The 20,260-nt window shown below is 75.2% G+C and carries 11 protein-coding genes; 4 read left to right on the forward strand and 7 right to left on the reverse strand.

Annotated elements, in window-relative coordinates; translation table 11 throughout:
- Positions 1-955 precede the first annotated feature (955 nt).
- Together ACZ63F_RS37700 and ACZ63F_RS37705 are read left to right on the forward strand one after the other, a co-directional pair.
- A complete protein-coding gene (locus ACZ63F_RS37700; RefSeq protein WP_469718136.1) occupies positions 956-1,987 on the forward strand; it encodes a helix-turn-helix transcriptional regulator in 1,032 nt (343 codons plus the stop codon).
- A gap of 375 nt (positions 1,988-2,362) precedes the next feature.
- The gene (locus tag ACZ63F_RS37705) at positions 2,363-2,884 is read left to right on the forward strand and encodes a hypothetical protein (protein ID WP_469718137.1); all 522 of its coding nucleotides are present in this window, start codon (positions 2,363-2,365) and stop codon (positions 2,882-2,884) included.
- Here the strand turns inward: ACZ63F_RS37705 and ACZ63F_RS37710 are convergent.
- The 5 genes from ACZ63F_RS37710 to ACZ63F_RS37730 form a co-directional block, all read right to left on the reverse strand.
- A complete protein-coding gene (locus ACZ63F_RS37710; RefSeq protein ID WP_469718139.1) occupies positions 2,806-5,844 on the reverse strand; it encodes a lantibiotic dehydratase in 3,039 nt (1,012 codons plus the stop codon). The genes ACZ63F_RS37705 and ACZ63F_RS37710 overlap by 79 nt on opposite strands.
- Positions 5,845-5,965: 121 nt before the next feature.
- Positions 5,966-9,214: a non-ribosomal peptide synthetase gene (locus ACZ63F_RS37715; protein ID WP_469718141.1), complete on the reverse strand. Its 3,249-nt coding sequence runs from the start codon at positions 9,212-9,214 to the stop codon at positions 5,966-5,968.
- Complete coding sequence (locus tag ACZ63F_RS37720) at positions 9,211-12,486, reverse strand: AMP-binding protein (protein ID WP_469718143.1); 3,276 nt, start codon at positions 12,484-12,486, stop codon at positions 9,211-9,213. Before ACZ63F_RS37720 ends, ACZ63F_RS37715 begins: the two co-directional genes overlap by 4 nt.
- Positions 12,483-13,784, reverse strand: coding sequence for an MFS transporter (locus ACZ63F_RS37725; RefSeq protein ID WP_469718144.1), 1,302 nt, complete (start codon positions 13,782-13,784; stop codon positions 12,483-12,485). Before ACZ63F_RS37725 ends, ACZ63F_RS37720 begins: the two co-directional genes overlap by 4 nt.
- Before the next feature lie 79 nt (positions 13,785-13,863).
- The gene (locus ACZ63F_RS37730; RefSeq protein ID WP_469718145.1) at positions 13,864-15,573 is read right to left on the reverse strand and encodes a carbamoyltransferase family protein; all 1,710 of its coding nucleotides are present in this window, start codon (positions 15,571-15,573) and stop codon (positions 13,864-13,866) included.
- Between the two features lie 265 nt (positions 15,574-15,838).
- Here ACZ63F_RS37730 and ACZ63F_RS37735 point away from each other — a divergent pair, with 265 nt between their 5' ends.
- A complete protein-coding gene (locus tag ACZ63F_RS37735) occupies positions 15,839-16,714 on the forward strand; it encodes a GNAT family N-acetyltransferase (protein WP_469718147.1) in 876 nt (291 codons plus the stop codon).
- Between the two features lie 12 nt (positions 16,715-16,726).
- Positions 16,727-18,433 (forward strand): CocE/NonD family hydrolase, encoded by a 1,707-nt coding sequence (locus tag ACZ63F_RS37740; protein WP_469718148.1) that lies wholly within the window; start codon positions 16,727-16,729, stop codon positions 18,431-18,433.
- Here the strand turns inward: ACZ63F_RS37740 and ACZ63F_RS37745 are convergent.
- Together ACZ63F_RS37745 and ACZ63F_RS37750 are read right to left on the reverse strand one after the other, a co-directional pair.
- On the reverse strand, positions 18,418-19,488 hold the full coding sequence (locus tag ACZ63F_RS37745; protein WP_469718150.1) for a glycosyltransferase family 2 protein: 1,071 nt from the start codon (positions 19,486-19,488) through the stop codon (positions 18,418-18,420). The two genes, ACZ63F_RS37740 and ACZ63F_RS37745, sit on opposite strands and share 16 nt — an antisense overlap.
- Positions 19,485-20,249, reverse strand: a complete 765-nt coding sequence (locus ACZ63F_RS37750) for a class I SAM-dependent DNA methyltransferase (RefSeq protein WP_469718151.1) — start codon at positions 20,247-20,249, stop codon at positions 19,485-19,487. The genes ACZ63F_RS37745 and ACZ63F_RS37750 overlap by 4 nt, the downstream gene beginning before the upstream one ends.
- Between the last annotated feature and the right edge of the window lie 11 nt (positions 20,250-20,260).

A 20,260-nucleotide genomic window follows, 5' to 3' on the forward strand; every position in this document is an offset into this window, starting at 1 on the left:
CGTTAGTGGCCGCGTCCCCCTCACCAGGCCTGCAAAGGAGAAGGAAGAGAGAGAGAGGAAAGACCAAGCCAAGCACACCCACCCCCCCCCCCCCCCCCCCCCCCCCCCCCCCCCCGGGACCGGGTCGCGCAGGAGTCCGCCGTCCGCGCCGTACGGCGGAGGACTCCCCATGCCGCGCCCCTCCGTGGGTCCCGTTTTCCGCTGTGACCGCGGGTGCTCGCCGCCCGCGGCCTTCTTCTGAGTATGGGGTCGAATCCGGCCACAGGACAGTCACGTGATCGCGCTACAAGCGGTCGACGCAGAAGAACCGCGGGGCCCGGACCCGCGCGCCGCGACGGGTGGAAGCGGCAGGTGGGAGCAGCCGCGGAGAGAAGAGCCCGGCGGCGGGCGGCGGTGCCGAATCGCGGTGCGGCGCAATTCCGTCCGGGGAAAGCGATGCCGGTCGGGGGCTGTGCGCGGCCCGCGCCGGGCCCTTCACCGGGGAAATGAATTCCTCCGGTGAAGGGCTCGGCAGGCAGAGAGCACAGGATCACCGTCCTCCGGCCGCGGTCCTGTTCGCCGTGGACCTTCCGATTTCACGCCACATGCGCCCGGTACACGTCTCCGGAGGGCGCGCGGGGACCCCGGCCGCATGCCGGGACGGCGACAGAACCCGCGCGAGGGACGCGGGCACCGCGTGGGGCGACCGCCGGCGGCCGAAGACGGTGTCTTCGACTCATCCTCTTCCAGGCGGAGTTCACCGTTGGCCGATTCGCGATCGGCAACGCTCGGGCCGGCCGCCCGGGTGGGGCCTCCGGCCGGACGACCACGCCGGGAGAGCACGGCCGCCGGAGACCGTCGTACGACAACGATGCCACTACGCGCATAGAGTCGTGTGCGGAAGGTCACGCGGCGTTGGAGAAAACCACGCCCGATCTACTCCGGATTCTTCACCAACTGTGCCAATACTGAGCGAATGAGCGAGCAGAGGCCGTCACCGGGTTCCCCTTTAGTCGACGAGGACGACATCCTCGTTTACGGATGGATTGTCGACGGGGGCAGCGGCCGGGCCGACCATGCGGCCGCAGAGCTCGGACTCCCGCAGGAGAGAGCCGCCACCACGCTGAAGCGGCTGGCCTCCCTCGGTCTCGTGCGACCCGTTCGGGACGCTCCGGACGAGCTCGTGGTCGTGGACCCCGACGCCGTGGCCGCCACGCTGACCGCGCCGCTGCGGGCCGCCATCCGCCACCAGGAGGAGCAACTCGACCTCATCCACGGGAAGATAGACCGCTTGCGGGACCGCTTCTTCGCCGGCCGCACCGGCAACCGCGACTTCACCGTCGAGGTGATCCCCACGATGCAGGAGGTCAGGGCCGCCCTGAACCGGGCGTCGGCCGAGTGCCAGAAGGAAGTGGTCAGCAGCCAGCCCGGCGGCAGCGGGCGGGTCCCGGAGGCAATGGAGGAGGCCCTGGGCCGCGACCACGCCCTGCTCTCCCGGAACGTGCGCATGCGCACCCTCTACCACCACACGGCCCGCTTCAACGGTCCCAGCCAGGCGTACGTGGCGGCGGCGACGGCGCTCGGCGCCGAATACCGGACCTCGCACGAACTCTTCGGGCGCGTCATCATCTACGACAAGAGCCTCGCCTTCCTGCCCGAACGGACCGGAAGCTGGGGTGGGGTCGCGGTGCGCGAACCCACCATCGTGGGCTATCTGCACGACATCTTCGAGCAGTACTGGATCCGGGCCACCCCGTTCTCCGACGCCGCCCAGGACGGCCTGGAACAGGTGGCCAAGGAGATCCACCAGACCATCGTGGCCCTGCTCGCCGCGGGGCTGAAGGACGAGTCGATAGCCCGCCGCCTCGGTATGTCGCTGCGTACCGCCCGCCGGCACATCGCCGACATCATGGAGGCGCTCGGTGCCGACAGCCGCTTCCAGGCCGGAGTGCTCGCCGCCCGCGCCCGCCTGACGGACCATCCGCAGGCCGGCAGTGGCAGGGAATAGTGACTTGCGCGCCCCGGCCCGGTAGTCCATAGTCACGATCATCGCGGGTGCCGGCGCCGACTCGACGGCACCTGCTGGACGGTCTCCGCCGGATCCCGCGTCGCGTGCCGCCGGTCCGTCCGCGCCCTCCACCGCTCGTGCCCAGGAGCCGCCGGGCCCGAGTCTCGTCCTCCCCTCCACTCAGTCGTCGCCCGCGCGTCCCCGGCGGTGGCGACACGGGCGGTGCGGTCCCGTAGTTCCTCCGCGTCACGGCCGCGGGCACACCACGGATCACGAGCGCTCACCGGATCCGGCCCCCACCGCGTCGGCGGAGCGCTGCCCCCCGCCGGGGGATCCCCCGCAGTGCCTCCGCGCGCCCCGGATCAGGAGATGTGCATGGACGCAGCAGCGGCCTTCCGGGCCGACCTGGAGACCTTCGTCACCGACATGGCGTGGACGTTCACCACCCACGGCGGCCGCAGCGCGGCGGTGGTCTGGCCGCGCGGCGAGGACACCGTCGTCCTCACCCTGGCCACGGCCCACCGGGAGCCCGGCGTGACCGGGCGGCACCCGGCGCTCGACTTCGCGGAACGCCTCGGCACGCTCGTCGGCCGCGGGATCCGCGCCGCCTACAGCACGGTCCCGGCCGGGGACGGCGTCGAGGAGACCCCGGTCACGGCCGACACCTTCCTGCTTCAGCTGCGCGGGGCCGTCGAGGCGCACCTCACCCCGCTCGGGACGGACTGGCCCGCCGGAGTCGGCCCGCTGCGGCACCGGCTCCGGGCGGGCGAGGTCCTCTACCTCCCGGCCGGGTTCAACCGGGCGCTGTCCGCGCGGAGTCAGGCGCTCCTGCTGGAGCTGACCCTCTCGCCGCGGGAGCCGGACCGGGTGGCGACGAACCGCAGTTCGCTGGTGTAGCGGGCGCCGGTGGCGTCCGGCAGCCACAGCTGGTCCGGCCCCGGGTGCATCTCCGTCAGGGTGACGACGGCATCCGGCCCCTCCGGAACCGCGCGGAGCGTCCTGGCCATCAGGTTGACCAGCGCGAGACTGCCGAAGTCCGCTGCCATCGGCTTGAGTTCCTGCGGCACCCGGTAGAACACCCGCTCCGGCAGGCCCAGTCCGGCCCGCCACCGGCGGGCGGCGGCGAACCGGGCGGCCTCGTCGGTCTCGTGGACCCAGGCCGGCCCGGCGGCCGGCACCGACCAGGACTCCCGGGCCACCACCAGACGGCCGACGGTCACCCGGGGCCGGTGCGGGGCCGGCCCGAACGGGCTGAACGCGCCGGCCACCGCCGCGCTCAGGAACTCACCGAGCGCCTCCGACAACGGGATGCGCGTGCCGTCGCCGGCGCGCACCACCAGCCCTTCGCCCTCCTGGTGCACCAGCAGCCCGCCCGCGGGCAGCGGTGTCCCCGGCACCTCGGCCGCGTCCTGCCCCTCCGCCCACGACCAGTAGCGGTACTCCGGCGACAGCAGCGCCGACGGCGGCGCCAGCCGGGAGCTGACGAACAGCGAGTCCTTCGGCGGCACGGCGTACACCCGGCGGCCCGCGTGATCGGCCTCCGCCGCCCGCAGCAGCCGCTCCGGTTCAGGGTGCCGGTCGACGAAAGCGCGGCCCTCCACGGTGTTGGTGGCCACGTGCAGTTCGCCGAGGACACCCTCCCAGTCGCCGGCCGCGACCGCCTCCGGTCCCGTCGCCGCGATCATCAGGTCGGGGCAGTGGTGCGTCGCCGCCGCCCAGGGCAGCGGTCCGGGCGGGAACTCCCGGGCCACGGCCGCGGCGAGCGAGGCGGCGTCCACCGTGCAGCGGGAGGCGTCGGGCAGCGGCAACACCCGCCGCCACCGCTCCTGGAACTCCGCGACGGCCCGCTCGACCGGCGGGGGCACGCTGCGGTGGCCGGTGGACAGCCGGTCGGCCGCCAGCGCCACCAGCCAGGCCAGCGGGACCCCCGTGCGGCCGGTGCGCCGGGTCTCGCGGTCGTACAGCGCCTCGAACAGCTGTCGGTAGCCGTCGGCGACCCGTCGTACGAGCCAGTCGGCGCTGTCCAGGAGCAGGCCGAGCGGTGCGGCCAGTTCCGACAACAGCGAGGGGCCCAGGCCGACCTGGACGTCCCGGGCGGTGTCCTCGTAGACCAGGGTGCGGCCGGCGTAGTCGGCGCCCGCACGGCGGGTCGCGTCCCGGGTGGTGATCTCCTCGAACGCGCCGCGCAGCGCGGTCAGCGCCGGGTCCAGCCGGTCCGGGTCGCCGGCCGCCGCGGCGACGTCCTCCCGAAGCCGCTCCAGCCGGTCCACCGGTGCGAGGACGCGGGCCCGCACCTCCGGGTCGCCGATCCGGGCCAGCGCCCGGCGCAGGGTGCGCTCCGGGCGGGCCTCGACGGGGCCGGTGAGGTCGAGGCGGAGGACGCCCTCGTCGTGCAGTCGTACCAGGACCTGGAGGGCGGCCCGGGGGCCGCCGGGGGCGGCGGCGGACACCTCGGCGGCGGTGCGCCGGCCGTCGCACAGGTCCAGCAGGGCCAGTTCGGCGTCGGCGAGTTCGCGCGGCGGGCGGCGCGGGCGCAGCAGGGTGCGTCCGCGCCGGGCGTGCGAGGTGACCGGGCGCGGCACCAGCCAGGGCAGCACGCCGGGCGTCCGGGCCACGGTGGCGGCCAGGGCGTCCACGGCCCAGTTCTCGAAGAAGGTGTGCCGCTCGGAGGTGAGCGCCGGGCCCGGACGCACCGTCAGCGGGCCGCCGTCTTCGGTGCAGCGGGCCCATCCGACGGGCCCGAACCAGCCGATGGTGTCGTTCTTCATGGTGTAGCGCTGGAGATAGGAGGCGACCACGCGTTCGTTGCGGCGGCCCTGCGCGTTGCGCGGGCCGCCCGCGGCCGCCTTGTCCAGATGGTGGTGGACCACGGCCTGGTTCTGCCAGAGCACGGCCTCCCGGAAACCGGGCGACCCGGCCGTGCGGGCCACCCCGGCGCGCAGGTCGTCCACGGCCCGGTCGTAGGCGTGCCGGTAGCCGGCCGCGGCCGTGGGGTCGCCGTCGGCCGCGAGATCGGCCGCGGCGGCGAGGGAGGGACTGGCGAGGGCCGTGAGGTCGGAGGCGGGGAAACCGGCGCCGCGCAGCATCACGTCGCGCCACACGGACCAGCCGGTCGAGCCCAGCGGGGCGAGGTGCCCGGCGTGCGCGGGCGGAGGTTCCCCGGCCCGGGAGGCCAGCTCGGTGCGCTCCCGCCCGGTGGCGGCCGACCGCAGCCGGGCCTCGAACACCCAGTCCGTGACGGGGTTGCCGCGGCTCCACAGCAGCCGCCCACCGGCCAGGGCGTCGCCGCGCCCGGCCAGTCCGGCGTGCCAGGCGCGGAACTCCGGGGACCGCCACAGGGCGAGCGGGACGTGCCGGTCGGCGCCCTCGCGGCGGTCGCCGGGGCCGGCCAGGTCGAGGGCCGCCGCGACCGCGCCGGGCAGGTCGTGCGCGACCGGGACGGAGAGCAGCTCCGCGAAGTGCAGCAGGTACTCGTTGCGCTGGGCGTCGGGCGGCGAGCCGAGCACCGCCCGCCCGCGGTCGTGCCAGGCGCCCCACTTCACGTTGGTGACCAGGCCGGGCAGGGTGGCCAGGTCGCGGGGGACGTAGAAGAGGATGGCGTCGGCCGCGTGCATCGCCGCCTCCTCCCAGGCGACCTGCTGCGGGTACGGCGGTTCGGACCCGCCCTCGGGAGCCTCGGGCAGGAAGACGGCGAGCCGGCCGTCGCCGGTCCACTGCTCGCGCAGCAGGCGTTCGGCGCGCGGCCGCCAGGACTCCAGGGCGGGGTCCCGGGGCGTGGGGCCGCACAGGTAGAGGGACACGGACCAGTGCTCGGGCCAGGGCTCGCCTACGTGGACCACGGTGACGTCGCCGGACACGGGGGCTCCTCTCGGAAGAGTGGAAGGCGGGAAGCGGGACGGGGGAAGGACGGGACGGGGGAAGCGGGGAGGTGAGCGAGCCGGGGTCCGGGCGGCGCGGTGCGCGCGCCCCCCGGACCGTTCAGCCCCGGCCGCCCGGGGCGGGGGTGGCCCGGTCGGCGAGGGCCCGCATGTCGGGCAGGTCGAAGACGTCCTCCACCTCCAGGTGGAAGCCCTCGGCACGCACGAGCGCGGTCAGCCGGAGCGCGGTGAGGGAGTTGCCGCCCAGGTCGAAGAAGTTCTCCTGACCGCCGACCGCCCGGTGGAAGATCTTCTCGGCCGCGGCGAGCACCGCGCCCAGCGCCGGGTCCGCCGCCCCGCCCGCGGCCCCGGCGCCGCGCCCGCCCGCCGTGCCGGCGTCGCCGGCGGAGGCGGCGCGCGGACCGCGGTCGGGCACCGGCCCGCCGGCCGGCCCGTGCGTCCCGGCGGCGGCCGCCTCGCAGGCGGCCCGCACGGCGAGCCGGTCGGTCTTGCCGTTGGTCAGCCGCGGCAGGGCGTCCAGGACGACGAGTTCGGCGGGCAGCATCGCCTCCGGGACCTCGGCCTCCAGCCTGCACCGGGCGTCCGCCGCGTCGAAGGAGGCGGATCCGGCCACGGTGACGGCGGCGGCCAGCCGTACCCGCTCGGGATCGTCGGCGTCCAGCACCACGGCGACGGCCTCGCGGACGCCGGGCAGGGCCAGCAGCCGCTGCTCCAGTTCGCCGGGTTCCACGCGGTGGCCGCGGATCTTCACCTGGTCGTCGTCGCGTCCCCGGAAGTACAGGCGCCCGTCCGGGCCCGAGCACACCAGGTCACCGGTGCGGTAGGCGCGCGCCCCGCCGGCCGTGGCCACCGGGACGAACCGCTGCCGGGTCGCCTCGGGGCGGTTCAGGTAGCCGGCCGCCACCGAGTCGCCGGTGACGAGAAGTTCACCGACGACGCCCTCGGGCACGTCGTTCCCGTGCGGGTCGGTCACCAGCACCCCGCTGTTGGGCAGCGGCCGGCCCAGGGGCACATCCGCGCCCTCGTCGCCGCGGACCACGTGGTACGTGGCCCACACGGTCGCCTCGGTGGGGCCGTACATGTTGACGAAGACGGTGTCCGGGTAGGCCGCGCGCAGCCGTCGCAGGAGCGTGCCGGGCAGCCGTTCGCCGCCGAGCAGCCAGTAGCGCGGCGCGACGTCCCAGCGGCCCAGCGAGTGGCCCAGCTCCCGCGCGGTCAGCAGTTGGCCGGCGCGGGCGGGCGTGCACTGGCGGTGCTCGAACGGGCGCCGGTCGGCGGGGTTCTCGCGAGCGTCGGGCGAGCGGAGCTGGACGTGCCGGCCGTGGGTCAGCGGCCAGAACATCTCGACGAAGGAGATGTCGAACGACGGCGAGGTCTCGGCCAGCCAGTCCCCCTGCGCCGCGCCGGGCAGGGCCAGTGTCATCGCCCGCAGGAACCCGGCGAGGTTGTGGTGGGTGACGGTCACGCCCTTGGGGCGGCCCGTGGTGCCCGAGGTGTACATCAGATAGGCGGGTTCGTCCGGTCCGGGACCGCCGCCGGGCGGCGCGGTACCGCCGTCCGGTCGCGGGGGCAGGGCGTCGGTGGTGAGGACGTCCCGCTCGGGCGTACCGGCCAGGAAGGGGGCACCGGCCGTGCCGGGGCCGCACACCACCAGCGCGGACGCCGAGTCGGCGAGCACGAACCGGTTGCGTTCGGCGGGGCCGCGGGGGTCCACCGGCACGTAGCACAGGCCTTCCCGCCAGACCGCCAGCGCGGTCGCCACCTGCCAGACGTCGTGGCCGCAGGCGGCGGCGACCCGGGCGCCCCGGGGCAGGTCCCGGGACCGCAGTACGGCCCGCACCCGGACCACGGCGTCCGTCAACTCGTCGTAGTTCCAAGAACGTTCGCCATCGCTGACGGCCGGGGCGCCGGGCGCCAGGGCGGCGGCGCGCTCGACGAGTTCGACGACGGAGGGCGCCGGCGCGCCGGCCGTCGGCGGGTGGCCGCCGAGGCGCCGCCGCACCTCGGCGGTGCCCGCGCTGTCCAGCAACGCGAAGTCCCCGACCCGCAGCTCGGGCCGCGCGGGCAGCTCGGTCAGGGCCTGCACGACGGCCGAGGCCAGCTGCGGGGCGGGCGGCCAGGGGACGAGCCCGCTGCGCCAGTCGAAGAGGATCAGTCCGTCCTCGCGGCCGAGCACCACTTCGACGTTGAGCGGGGCGCCGGGCTCCGCGGACCGCCGGGCGGCCGTCGCGCGCTCGTCGGTGCCGGGCGGCAGGGAGCCGTCCCGGAAGGCGAGCACCAGGTCGGCGTAGGCACGGTTGCCGGGCCGTCCGGGGCGGGCGACTCCGTCCGCCGCGGCGAGGTCGCCCACGGACGCGAACTTGCGGCCGTGCAGGGCCAGCGACTCGGCGCGGACCCGTTCGACGAGTTCGCCGAAGGTGTCGGCAGCGGAGCAGGGGACCGTGGTGGGCACGACGTTGAGGTAGAGGCCGACGGCGTCGAAGCCGACCGCCCGCAGGTCGCGCAGGGTCGTCGGCATGCCGACGACGGGGGTGCGGTCCGGTGCCAGCCGGTGCAGCGCGGCCAGGACGGCCGCGTGCGCCACGGAGACCGCGGAGGCGCGGGCCCGCCGGGCGGCCTGCCGCAGCGCGGCGACCGTCCCGGATGCCAGCCGCACCGCGTGGTGCGCGCGCTCCCGGGGATCCCCGCCAAGGCGGCTCAGCAGGGGTGCGTCCGCCGCGCCGGGGTCGGCCGGCCGGGGCGGCGCCGGGTCGCGCGGGCGCGGCGGCAGCGCCCTGCGGGACGCGTCCAGCAGCGCCTCCTGGGCGCGCCGGTAGTGGTCCGCGTCGTCCTCGGGGACGGCGTCGGGGTGGGCGAGGAAGTGCCGCAGCGCCCGGCCGACGAGCAGTACGGAGTGCTCGTCGACGAGGGCGTGGTGAACGCGCAGGGCCAGCACCGGGCGGCTGCCGCGCAGGTCCAGACGGGCCGTCAGCAGGACGGGCCCGAACGGCTCGAGACCGTCGGTGTCCGGGTCGTCGTCGCCGAGGGTGACCCGGGCGGTCTCCTCGGGCAGGTCGTCGTAGCCGCGCAGCTCCTGCACCAGGTGGTCGGGGGTGTCGTGGAAGCGGACGCGCAGGGCAGCGGCCGAGCGCAGCAGGGCGGTCCAGGCCCGCTGGACCTCGGCGAGGCCGACCACTGCCGCCGTCCCGCCGGTCTCCTCGCCGGTCAGCGGGATGCGGACGGGAAGGGTGCCGACGCGGTGCCGGTCGGAGAGCAGGGAGGCGATCAGCTGGGCCGCCTGGTGCGGGGTCGCCTCCAGCGTGGGGGCCGGCCGCGGGGCGGAGTTCATCGGCCGCGGGGCGGAGTTCATCGGGTCTCCTCGTCGGCCGCCGTGCCGCCGAGCACGGAGCCGATCAGCCGGTGGGCCAGGTCCAGCCGCTCCGCGCGGGGCAGCGGCGCGAGCGCGGGCCACAGCAGGTCCAGGGCACCGCTCCGGCCGGGTCCGCCGGCGAAGGGCGCGGTGGAAGCGGGCGCGGCGGCCGGGTCCGCGGACGCGGTGGACCCCGGCGCGACGGCCGGGTCCCCGGACGCGGTGGACCCCGGCGCGTGCGCCGTGCCCCGTCCCCGCTCGGCCAGTTCCGTCAGGCGGCGCTGGTCGACCTTGCCGCTGGCGTTGTACGGGAGGGCGTCCAGGTGGTGGATCGTCAGGTGCCGCAGCTGCGCCGGCAGGGCCGCGCGGATCGCCTCGTCGGTCGGGTCCGGGGCCGTGCCCGGGGCGAGGGTGACGAACAGGTGCAGCCGGGGCCCGGCGGCCGAGCCGGCCGTGAGCGCCACCGCCTGCTCGACGCCGGGCCTGCGCAGGGCCACCGCCTCGGCCTCGCCGAGTTCGAAGCGCACCCCGGCCAGCTTGAACTGCCGGTCCCGGCGCCCCGAGTAGTGCAGCCGGCCGGCGCTGTCGAGGTGGACGACGTCCCCCGTGCGGTACACGACCGCGCCGTCCTCGGCGTGCGGGTCGGCGACGAAGCGGGCGGCGGTCTGCCGGGGCGCGTGCGCGTAGCCGGTGGCCACACCGTCCCCGCCGACCCACAGTTCGCCCTGCTCGCCCGGTGCGGCGAGGGCGCCGTCGGGGGTGACCACCCGGGTGTAGCCGTACGGCAGGGCGCGGCCGATCGGGGGCAGCCCGGTGCCGCCGGGGTCGACCCAGCCGGCCGTGGCCACCACGGTCGTCTCGGTCGGGCCGTACATGTTGAGCACCTCGAACGGCACGTCCTCGGGGAGGGCGTGCAGCCGGTCGCCGCCGGTGGAGATGCGGTCGAGCCGGCTGCCGGCCGGCTTCGGCACCCGGGCGAGGAGTTCGGCGATGGGGGTGGAGACGAAGGCGTACTCGACCCCGGTCTCGGCGAACCAGCCCGCGAGGCGCTGCGGGTCGGCGCGGATCCCGGCGGGCGCGAGCCGGATGCGCGCGCCGGCGTACAGCCCGGACCACACCTCGAACGCGGAGGCGTCGAAGGCGGCGTTGGCGAGCTGGCCGACGACGGTGTCGGGGCCGAGCCGCAGTTCGCGGACGGCCCAGTCGGCGAGCCGGTCCAGGGCGGGCCGGGGCACCATCACGCCCTTGGGCTCGCCGGTGCTTCCGGAGGTGAACATGACGTAGGCGGGGGCCGCGCTGTCGGTGTCCGGCGGAGTGTCCGGTTCGGCGGGCGCCGCGGGCCACCCGTCGACGAGGGCGGCCCAGTCCACCAGGCGGGGCGCGGCGTCGGGCCCTTCGAGGGCGGCGGCGCGCCCGTCGGGGACGCCGGGCAGCCGGACGACGGTGGTGCAGCGGGCCTGGGTGACCATGGAGGCGAGGCGTTCGTCGGGCTGTCCCGCCTCCAGGGGGACGTAGGTGCCGCCGGCGTGCAGGACGGCGTAGGCGCAGGCGAAGAAGTCGGGGGAGGCCGTCCCGAGGAGGCCGACGACCTCGCCGGGCCGCTCCAGAAGCTGCCGGGCGGCCTCGCCCCAGGCCGCGAGCAGGCCGTAGGTGATCCGGCGTTCGCCGTCGTCGAGGGCGACCGCGTCCGGGGCGGCGGCGGCGCGCCCGGTCACCCGGGCGACGAGCGCTGCGGCGGGCTCGGTCCGCCGCTCGGGCAGCAGCTGCACCCAGGTGCGCAGCCATTCCAGGGTCCCGGTCCACAGCGCCCACAGGTCGTCGCGGCCGACCGCACCGTCCTGGGCCTCCATCAGCAGTTCGACGCGGGTGTCGTCGCCGGTGCCGGAGGTCACGGCCACCACGTTGACGGGGAACTTGGCGGCTCCGTTGAAGACACCGAGCTGGACGCGGGCGGTGACGCCGGCCAGTTCGACCTCGCGCTCGACCTGCTGGTGCATGCTGAACGCGGCCCGCACCACGGCGCCGTCGCCGCGTCCGTCGGTGCCGCCGACGGCCTGGACGACGTCGGAGAGGGGCACGGCGGAGGAGTCCATCGCCTCGCGCAGGGCGCCGCGGGTGCGGCGCAGGGTGGCCTCGGGCAACTCGCCGGGGCGCCGTTCGACGACCACGGGGACCGTGGACACGAACATGCCGACGGTGTCCTCGTGGCCGGGCGGGCGGTTCTCGACGGCGCTGCCGAGGACTGCGGCGCCGACCCCCTCGTACTGGGTGAGTGCCTGGGAGAACGCCGTGAACAGGGCGGTGAACAGGGAGACCGACGCCTTGCGGGCTCCCTCCCTGACCTCGCGCAGCAGGGCGGGCGGCACCGGCAGCCGCAGGAAGGTGTCCCGGCCGGTGGTGGGGAGGCCGCCGTCCAGGATGCGGCCGGCGGCCTTCGCGGCGCGCTCGGCGACCTTGCGGACCTCGGCGGGGTCGGCGGGGGTCTGGCCCGCGGCGTAGCCGAAGTAGCGGGTGTCGGGCGTCCCGGTGTCCTCGTGGAGGCTGCCGAGCAGGGCGACGAAGGACTTGCCGTCGTGGATCAGGTGGTGCTCGGTGTGCACCAGCACCGCGCGGCCGTCGGGGAACCGGGCCAGCACCCAGCGCAGCAGCGGGCCGGTCCGCAGGTCGAAGGGGCGGTCGGCGCCGCTGATGCGGACGAGTTCCTCCGGGGAGACGTTCGCGTCCGGGAGGTCCACGACGGTGAGGTCGGTCTCGGTGTCGGTGACGTCGGCGGCGGGCACCACCTGCCAGGGTTCGCCGTCGTCGAAGACCAGCCGGGTGCGCAGCACCGGGTAGCGGCGCAGCAGGCCGCGCAGCAGCCCGCGCAGAGCGGCGGGGCGGGGCACCTCGGTGAAGTGGAACAGGGCGTGGAAGACGTAGCGGGAGGAGTCCGGGTCGAGCAGGGACTGGTACCAGATCACCCGCTGCTGCCAGGTGAGCGGTGCCCGGTCGGCGGGGGCGGCCTCGGCGGGGCCCGCGGCCGGGTCGGTGCGGGGGCGGTCGGCGAGGTCGTCCAGGAGGCGCCGCACGCTGGAGGCGTTGAGCAACTCGTGGGCCCCGACGTCCAGTCCGTGGGCGCGGCGCATCCGCACGGTGAGCTGGGCGGCGTCCAGGGAGCTGCCGCCCATGGCCGCGAACGAGGCGTCGAGCGGTTCCCCGGGGGCGAGGCCGAGGGCCTCCCGTACGTCGTCGGCCAGGCTCTCCACGACTGCGTCGGCCGTGTTCGTTGTCATGCGTCGCTCTCCTTCATGAGTGTCGTTCGACGGCGCCGGTCCGTGCCCGGGGGCGGGGGCTCGTCGGGGTGCGGCGGTGGGACGTGGTGCGCGGGGTCGGGTCGCAGGGCCAGCCGGACGGCCAGCAGCAGCACCGGTACGGCGGTGAGGGCGACCAGCACGGCCGCGGAGGCCCAGCGGGCCGCGAGGCCGAGGGTCAGGAAGACGGCGAGGGCGACGGCCTGGGCGCCGAGTCCGGCGATCGAGGTGACCGTGGCCCGCGCGGGTCCGGAGATGGCGTGCTGGAGCCGGGTGTCGGCGACGATCTGGGCCAGCCGCAGCACCCAGTAGAACGCGGCGATGCCGAGGAACCCGGCCGGGCGGCCGGTGAGCGCTCCGGCGGCGAGGGCCGCACCGCCCGCGCCGAGCAGCACCGCAAGCAGGCGGTCGCCGGCGCCGGCCATGCGTCCGCCGGCGAAGCCGCCCGCCGCCATCGCCGCCCAGGGCAGCAGCAGGAGCAGCGGTACGGCCGCGGCGGGCGTGCCGGCCTCGCGGGCGAGCACCGGAAGGTACTCGTCCACCACGCCGAGGCCGGTGAGGGCCGCGGCCAGCAGGACTGCGGAGCGCACCCGCGGGGTGCCGCGGGCCTCGGCGAGCCCGGCGCGCAACAGGGCCGGATAGCCCTGCGGTTGCGGATCCGGTTCCGGTACGGGGGCCGGTGCCGGCACGGCGGCCGGTACCGGGCCGGGGGCCCGGCGGCCCAGGCCCAGGGCGGTGGGGACGGCGAGCAGGGTGAGCAGGACGGACACCCAGCCGGTGGCGGGGTAGCCGCCGAGCAGGACCAGCGGGGTGGCGGCCAGGGAGCTGGCCGCCACCGAGCACGCCTGGACCGCGGCCACCCGGCTGCTGACCCGGGCGTACTGCCCGGCCCTGCCCTCGGCGGCGAGGCCGTCGTAGAGCAGCGACTGGAGCGTCCCGGAGGTGAGGGCGGTGCCCGCACCCCACAGGACGAATCCGGCCGCGAACGAGCCGAGCGAGGGCAGCGCGGTCCACAGGGCGAACCCGGTGCACTGCGCGAGCGCCGCGGCGGCCAGCACGCGGTGGCGGGGGAAGCGGTCGGCCAGGGCCCCGGAGGGCACCTCGCAGACGAAGGTGGTCACCGTCCACACCGCGAAGAGAACCGACAGCCCTCCCGTGGAGACCCCGTGCGAGGTCATCAGCAGGGCGTAGACGGCGTGCAGCGGGAGGAGTTCGGTCAGGCCGGTGTACAGGTACACCAGGCCGACGCGGAAGGGGCCGGAGGACGGCGGCTGGGGCATGCGGACCTAATAAGGCATGGAAGGACGCTAGCACGGAGGCGTCCGGCGGACAGGGCGGTCGGGTGCGTGCGGGCCGGGTTCAGTCGGTGCGGCGGATCAGGAACGGGCCGAGGGCCAGTGCGTCCAGCGGGCTGCGGGCGAAGGTGGCGAGGGCGTCGGAGGGGGTCCACACGACCGGCTCGTCGCGGCCGTTGAACGAGGTGTTGAGCACGACGGCGTGTCCGGTGTGCTCGGCGACCCGGCCCAGCAGCCGGTGGTAGAGCGGGTCGTCCTCGGCGGTGACGGTCTGCGGGCGGGTGGTGCCGTCGACGTGGACCACGGCGGGCATCGCGGCCCGTCCGGCGTCGGGCACGGGGGTGGTGACGATCATGTAGGGCAGCGCTGTGCCGTCGCCGAGCAGCGTGGGGGCCTCCTCCAGCCGCATGCTGGGCGCGAACGGCCGCCACCACTCGCGGTCCTTGACCGTGAGGTTGATGCGGTCGCGTTTGGCCACCGGGAACGGCGCGGTAACGATGGAACGGTGGCCCAGGGCCCGGGGGCCGCCCTCGCCGCGTCCCTGGTGCCAGCCGACGATCTGGCCGCGGCCCAGCAGCCCGGCCACCGCGTCGGCTATGTCCTCGTGCTCGGTGTGGCGGACGCCCTGCTTGTGCAGCACCCGGCGGACGGCGTCGGCGTCCCACTGCTCTCCCCAGGCGAGGGTGCCGGTCATCGGCGTGATGGTCTCGCCGTGCTGGGCGGCCACCCACCCGGCCGCGCCGAGGCTGACGCCCTGGTCGCCGGCGAGCGGCTGCACGAACAGGTCGCGCACCTCGGGCAGCCGGGCGAGCTTGCCGTTGAGGGTGGCGTTGAAGCCGACGCCGCCGGCCACCATCAGGGTGTCCTGGCCGGTCTCGCGCAGCAGCCGGCGGGCCATGGCGACGACCGAGCGCTCCAGGGCCTCCTGGGCGGTGGCCGCGAGGTCCCGGTAGTCGTAGGGGTCGCGTTCGGTGCGCCGGACGTAGCGGCCGCGCTCCCGGTCGTAGTGGCGGCTGGTGCGGTTGGGCGGCAGCGCGCTGGTCTTCTCCAGGTGGGCGAGCCACAGCCGCAGGGTGTCCGCCTCCTCGTCGGTGCTGCCGGTGGACAGCAGGGTGCGCGGCACCGGTCCGACGGCGTAGCCGTCGTCGGGGAAGCTGAGGCCGCCGCCGAAGGTCAGGTCGCCGGGGGTGCCGTAGGGGGCGAGGCCCATGGCCTTGCCGGCGGCGTCGGCGCCGAGGCCCGTGTACGCGCAGACGGCGGCGTAGAAGTAGCCGAGCGACCAGCCGGGCGGGACGGACTCCAGGACCTTCAGCTCGCCGCCGACGGCCGAGGCGAGCGTGGCGCTCTCGCACTCGCCCTGGCCGTCGAGGACCAGGACGGCGCCCTGGTCGCGGCCGGAGAAGTAGTAGGCGCTGGCCGCGTGGGCGGTGTGGTGCGGGACGAAGACCAGCTCGGGGTCGCGGCCGCGGGGGAAGTACTCGCGCGGGAACAGGAAGTCCAGGGCCCGCGCGCTGTCGGGGAACCAGTCCAGGCCGCGCCGGGTGAGCAGCGAGGGCATGTCCCAGCCGTGGGCGACGACGTCGATGTCCTCCAGGGCGAGGCCGCCCTCCTGGAGGCAGAAGGCGGCGGCGTGCAGCGGGGCCTCGCCGTAGCCGTGCTTGTGCCGGGTGAAGCGTTCCTCCTCGGCGAACGCCACCACCTTCCCGTCGACGAGGAGGCAGGCGGACCCGTCGTGGCTCGCGCCCGGCCAGCCATTCACACCGAGAATTCGCATGGCAAGTCATTCCCTTCGAACGGGCCATGGGCCCGGTAATTGACGGACGACGACCGGTGCGCTAGAAATTAGCAGCGATACCGCGCCGAAGAAATAGGCGCCGGCCTCTTTCCTTCTCCGAGACCGCACCGGGCGTAAAACCGCCGGTCAGCCCGGTCGACTCTTCACGTATCCCGTTTTTCTGCATGCCTCGAAAACCGCTGGACACTTTCCGATTTCCATGCGCGAGAACCAGAAGAAAGGGCACGCCGTGCTTCGTCTGATCATGCATCCGGAAAGCACAGCCGACGTTCCCGACGAGGCGGACGTCCCGGCCGAGGACTTCCACCAGAGCGCCGACCGGTTCCGGCTGCTGTCGGGGCGCGGCGATCCCGTACGCCTGCTGCGCGCGGGCCGTCCCGGCGGCCGATGGGCCGCGGCACTGCTGGAGGACGGCGGTCAGGACGGCTGGTTCATGTGGAAGGGACCGGCCGGACACCCGGACCCCGAACTGCTGTCCGCCCTGCTCACGGGGGTTTCCCGGCTGGGCCCCGCCACCTTGGTACTGCTTCCGGAGTGGGACTTCCCCGAGGTGCTGGCGGCAGCCGGGTACCGGCCCGCCCCGCGCTACGCCACCGGTCTCGTGCCCACCGGCGGCGGGGACGAGGCGATCCTCGCCCGGATGCGCCCGAGCACCCGCAGCCGGGTGCGCCGGGCGCTGCGCAGCGGTCTGGAATTCGCCGACGACCCCGGCCGGATCGACGAGTTCTACGACTTCTACGCACCGGCGATGATCCGCGCGGACTCACCCGACCTCGCCCCCCTCGATCTGCTGCACGATCTGCTGGAGCATCCGTCGGTCCACCTCTTCACCGCGCTGCACGAGGGCCGGGTGGCGGCCGGTTCCATATGCTTCCGGAACCGGAATTCGCTGGAGGCGCGTTTTGTGGCCACGCATCCGGAGCACCGCGTCGACGGCTCGATGAACTTCGTGCATTTCGAGACCATCAGGCGGGCGGCGGCCGAGGGTCTTGAGCATTTCGACCTGAGCGGCATATCCACCGGTGAGGTGGACGGGAAGACGGCCGGGATCAACCGGTTCAAGCTCGGGTTCGGCTGCGAGGTCCTGCACTACCCCACCTACGCCCGGTCCGCGGACTGAGAGGAGACGCCCGTGCGACTCGTGATCGACCGGGACGTGCCCGTCCCCATGAGCGACGGTGTGGTGCTGCGGGCGGACGTGTACCGCCCGGACACCTCCCGCCCGCTGCCGGCCCTCCTGCAGCGGACCCCGTACAACAAGGGGTCCTCGGCGGGAGGCCGCTCCCTGGACTGGATGCGGCTGGTGGAGGCCGGGTACTGCCTCGTGGTGCAGGACGTGCGCGGCCGGTACGCGTCCGGCGGTGTCTTCCGGCCGTTCGCCGACGACGCCGCGGACGGCCGCGACACCGTCGGGTGGGCCGCAGGCCGGGACTGGTGCGACGGGACCGTCGGCATGATCGGGCGGTCCTACGAGGGTGCCGCGCAGTGGCACGCGGCCGCCGCCGCGCCGCCCGCGCTGCGGGCCCTCGCCCCGCACGTCGCCGCCGCCGACCCCTACGAGGGCTGGACGTACCTGGGCGGCGCCTTCCAGCTCGGATTCTGTCTGCACTGGGTGCTCGGCGACCTGTTGCACGGGCAGGTCGAGCGGGCCGGCGGCACCGCCGCGGACGTCCGCGCCGTGGCCGAGGCGCTGGACGGCATCGACGAGCTCTACCGGGCGCCCTGGCGGGCGCTGCCCCTGCTGGACCGGCTCGCTCCCTACTACCGCGAGTGGCTGGAGCACCCCGGGCCCGACGCCCACTGGCGCGGGCTGGCCGCCGCCCCGGACGGGCGACGGCCTCCGGCGCTGGTGGTCGGCGGCTGGTACGACATCTTCCTGCCGGGCACCCTGCGGACACCGTCGCCCCGGCCGGACGACCGCCTGCTGATCGGCCCCTGGTCGCACTGCGTGACCGGCGGGGTGTTCCCCGAGCGGCGCTACGGACTCGCCGCCGACGAGGCGGAGTTCGACATGACGGCGGCCCATCTGGCCTTCTTCGACCGGCATCTGAAGGGCGGGACGGAGCAAGCGGGCCCGCCGGTGGAGGTGTTCGCCGGCGGGGCGGACCGCTGGATCGCCCCCGCCGGTCCGCCCGGCGCGGACAGCGTCCCGCTCGCGCTGCACCTGGACAGCGACGGCGACGCCCGTACCCGGCACGGCTCGGGCGTGCTGCACCACGCCCCGCCCCGCCGGGAGGTCACGGACGTCTACCGCTACGACCCCCGCGACCCCGTCCCGACCGCCGGCGGAGCCACCTGCATGACCGGCATGCTCGTCGGCGCCGACTGCGGCCCCCTGGACCAGCGCGCGGTGGAGGACCGCCCGGACGTGCTCTGCTACACCGGCCCCCGGCTGGACGCGCCCCTGACGGTGTCCGGGGAGGTGGTCGCCGAGCTGTACGTCTCCTCGTCCGCGCCGGACACCGACTTCACCGCCAAGCTGGTCGACGTGCATCCGGACGGCCGCGCGGAGATCCTCTGCGACGGCGTCGTCCGGACCGGGCACCGGGCCCGGCTGGACGGGGTGCGTCCGCCGGTCCCGGACACGGTCCACGCGCTGCCGGTGGCGGCGGGGACCGTCGTGCACGTCTTCCGGCCCGGCCACCGGGTCCGGCTGGAGGTCTCCAGCAGCAACTTCCCGCGGTTCGACCCCAATCCGAACACCGGCGGCACCCCGCTGACCCTGGCGGACGCCCCGGTGGCCACGGCCGTCAACCGGGTCTACCACGGGCCGGGCCGGCCGTCGCGGCTGCTGCTCCCGGTCCGTCCCGGTCTGCCGGACACTCACGACGCGGCCTGAGACGACGGCTCGGGCTTCGGATCGCCGTCGCGCCGGAACACGGTGAGGTCGGCGAGCGGGACGATCCGCCGGCCGGCCCGCAGATGCGCCCGGCGCAGCCGCTCGCGCTGGGCGGGCGTCAGCTCGGTGCAGTGCTGCGGGATCGCGCGCAGCATCCTGGCGCGGGCGGCGGTCGCCGGGTAGCGGGGCCGCACGCCGTAGGGGTCGCGCACCAGGTGGTAGAGGGTGCCGGTGTGGAAGGCCACCTTCAGCAGGGCGTAGTAGGCGGCGGCCCCGATGCCCTTGTGGCGGGCGCACCCGGCGAGCGTCCGGGACGCCTCGTACAGCCGCCACAGCACGGGCACGGCGGGGGTGGTGAAGACACCGGTCTCCTGGGCTATGCCCTCGCCGACGCCGTAGCGGAAGTAGCTGCGCATGTTCTGGAGGCCGACCTGGGCGTCGTGGAAGATGCGGGCCTCGGGGACGTGCCGGACGGGGATGCCGGCCAGCTGGAGACGGAAGTCGAACTCCCGGTCCTCGCACCAGTGGATCAGGCCGTCGAAGTGGTAGCCGCCGATGTGCTCGACGATCGCCCGGTCGTAGATGAGCGGCGGGGACAGGGCGCTGACGTACTCGCCCTCGTCGTACTCGCGCACCCGGGCGGTGAGCCGGCTCATCAGGCTGCCGGACTCGCCGTACACCACCTGGCCCTTGACCACCGGGTCGGTGGCGACGGCCGCGGCCATCTTGCGGACCACGCCGGGGGCGAAGGTGCAGTCGGAGTCCATCAGCAGCAGATAGCGCCCGCTCGCCGCCTCGGCGCCCGCGTTGTAGGCGGCGCCGAGGTTGCCCGCGTCGGGTATCTCGGTGACGGTCAGCGGCCTCGGGTGCTCGCGCAGCACCCGGCGGATCTCGTCGGTGGCGCCGTTGAGCGCCAGCACGATCTCCACGTCCTCGTCGACCGAATCGATGCAGTCCAGGATGCGCAGGTCGTCGCGGAGCGCGATGACCACGCTGGTGCTCGCCAGCACCCGTTCGGTGCGCTCCTCGTCCGGGGCGGCCTCGGCGGCGGTCATGCCTGCTCCCCGGTGTCCGCGGCGACGCCCTGCTCGTCCTTGCGCAGTACGTAGACGTGCGTGGTGTGACCGGGGGTGAAGCCGTCGCCGTCGATGTCGCGGACCCGGACCGTGCGCAGGCCGGCCGTCCGGCCGAGTTCCTCCATGGTGAACGGGTCGACGACGTACTGCACATGGGTCTCGCGCCAGAGCAGGCCGTCCGCCCCGTACAGCGAGAGCACCGACCGGCTGCGGGCCAGCACGGGGTCCCAGCGGTGGGTGCGGTGCAGCCGGACGCCGTCGCGGGTCTCCTCGTGCTCCAGGTTCCGCCAGTCCTCCTGGAGGACCTTGCGGGAGGAGTAGTCGAAGACGAGGTGGCCGCCGGGACGCAGGGCCGCGGCCGCGTTGCCCAGGCACTCGGCGAGGTCGGCGGCGGTGAGGTAGTTGAGGGCATCGAAGCCGGAGACCACGAAGTCGTAAGCGTCGGGCTCGGCGGTGAAGCGTGCCATGTCGCCGACGATGCGCAGCTCGGGCGGTATGCCGCCGTGCTCCAGCATGGCCGCCGACCTGTCCAGCGAGGTGACCTCGCCCTGCGGGACCACGTCGGCCAGCACCCGGCTGCCCATGCCGGTACCGGCGCCGAGGTCGAGGATGCGGAGGGGGCCGGGGGCGGCCAGCTTGGCCAGTTCCGCCCCGATGCCCAGGCGCCAGGTGTCCTCGGCCATGGCGCCCTCGAACAGTTCGTAGGTGTCGGACCAGTGGTCGTACGCGGTGGTGGTCATCGGCGTTCCCT

The sequence above is a fragment of the Streptomyces sp. NPDC104761 genome (genome assembly GCF_055583445.1).

Bases quoted from the DNA above. Each gene is read 5' to 3' on its own strand.
- ACZ63F_RS37700 (WP_469718136.1), top strand. From the start codon at position 956: ATGAGCGAGCAGAGGCCGTCACCGGGTTCCCCTTTAGTCGACGAGGAC.
- ACZ63F_RS37705 (WP_469718137.1), top strand. From the start codon at position 2,363: ATGGACGCAGCAGCGGCCTTCCGGGCCGACCTGGAGACCTTCGTCACC.
- ACZ63F_RS37715 (WP_469718141.1), bottom strand. From the start codon at position 9,214: ATGAACTCCGCCCCGCGGCCGATGAACTCCGCCCCGCGGCCGGCCCCC.
- ACZ63F_RS37720 (WP_469718143.1), bottom strand. From the start codon at position 12,486: ATGACAACGAACACGGCCGACGCAGTCGTGGAGAGCCTGGCCGACGAC.
- ACZ63F_RS37725 (WP_469718144.1), bottom strand. From the start codon at position 13,784: ATGCCCCAGCCGCCGTCCTCCGGCCCCTTCCGCGTCGGCCTGGTGTAC.
- ACZ63F_RS37730 (WP_469718145.1), bottom strand. From the start codon at position 15,573: ATGCGAATTCTCGGTGTGAATGGCTGGCCGGGCGCGAGCCACGACGGG.
- ACZ63F_RS37735 (WP_469718147.1), top strand. From the start codon at position 15,839: ATGCATCCGGAAAGCACAGCCGACGTTCCCGACGAGGCGGACGTCCCG.
- ACZ63F_RS37745 (WP_469718150.1), bottom strand. From the start codon at position 19,488: ATGACCGCCGCCGAGGCCGCCCCGGACGAGGAGCGCACCGAACGGGTG.
- ACZ63F_RS37750 (WP_469718151.1), bottom strand. From the start codon at position 20,249: ATGACCACCACCGCGTACGACCACTGGTCCGACACCTACGAACTGTTC.